Origin of the sequence: Streptomyces sp. DvalAA-43 (genome assembly GCF_900091725.1) — a bacterium.
Classification (GTDB): Bacteria; Actinomycetota; Actinomycetes; order Streptomycetales; family Streptomycetaceae; genus Streptomyces; species Streptomyces pulveraceus.
In genome coordinates this window covers 1-1,153 of record NZ_FMBW01000023.1, presented here as the reverse complement: position 1 = coordinate 1,153, position 1,153 = coordinate 1, and the positions used below count along the sequence as shown (strand labels likewise).

At 66.3% G+C, this 1,153-nt stretch carries 1 protein-coding gene and 1 pseudogene; both read left to right on the top strand.

Features of this window, described 5'->3' with window-relative positions:
- On the top strand, positions 1 to 399 hold a 399-nt coding region (locus GA0115234_RS04730), incomplete at its 5' end, for a DUF6507 family protein (protein ID WP_237541100.1).
- A pseudogene (locus GA0115234_RS04725) lies at positions 396 to 1,153 on the top strand (protein phosphatase); the annotation flags it as partial. The gene GA0115234_RS04730 and the pseudogene GA0115234_RS04725, both read left to right, overlap by 4 nt.

Below are 1,153 nucleotides of genomic sequence, written 5' to 3'. Positions count from 1 at the left end.
GGCTGGGATTTGAAGCCGCAGGGTATTCAGGGTGTGCTGAAGACGACGGGTGAGGTCGCGTCGAAGATCCAGACGTATGCGACGTCGTACGGGGATCACATGACGTCGGCGGCGTCGAGTGCGGGCACGATCACCGCCGAAGGCGGTGGTGGTGACAGCGGTGGCAAGGGCGGTGAGGCCGTGGGTGGTCTGGTCGCGCTCGCGTTGTCGCAGTTCGCCGAGCACACCACTCCGGATCTGAAGTTCATCGCGGCGCGGGCGGGGAAGTCGCTGACGGGTGCGGTGGACGCGACGACCGCGTACCTGGACGGTGACCTCGACATGGCCGCCGAGGCGCAGCGCAAGGCGCTGGGCGCGGTGGACCTGGACCCGAAGAAGCCGGGGGTGCAGTCGCGGTGATCAAGCCCGAGGCGATTCCGCAGTACACCGGTGATCTCGGCCAGCTGGAGAAGGACCACGCGAGCCTGACCAAGGACGCGGGAAACATCCGGGACACCGGTTCCTCCGTCCACACCCACTTCCAGGCCCTGTCCGCCTACTACAAGGCCCCCGAGGCCGACCAGCTGTTCGCGTCGACGAAACCGGTCCAGGACCGGGCCGACGGGTTCGCGGACGACCTGGAGAAGGTCGCCTCGTCGCTGTCGGACTACGCGAGCGAGATCCGTCCGCTGGTCACGAAACTCGAACAGCTCAAGACGGACGCGACGAAGTTCGTGAACGACAACAAGGACGACGACGACTGGGAGTACGACGGCGACAAGGTCGAGGAGCACAACCAGCTCCGCGACGACATCACCGCGACCGTCGCCGCGTTCTGGGCCGCCGAACGCACCTGCCACAACAAGATCACCGCCCTGTTCGGCGGAACGCAGATGGTCGCCGGCGACGGGTCCGACCGCAAGGACCAGTACGGATTCAACGCCGACGACCTCAAGAACGCCAAACTCCCCTGGGGCGACCCCGTCGAGGAGAAACACCACTGGTACGAGGTCGGACACTGGGTCAAGTCGTTCGTCTGGGACGGACTCATCGTCGACGGGATCTGGGGCACCATCAAGGGCCTGGGCACCCTCGTCGGCTTCGGCGGCTGGGACGCCATGGGACAAGCCTGGAAAGGCCTCGCCCAGCTCGCCACCGGCCTCGTCATCTCCTC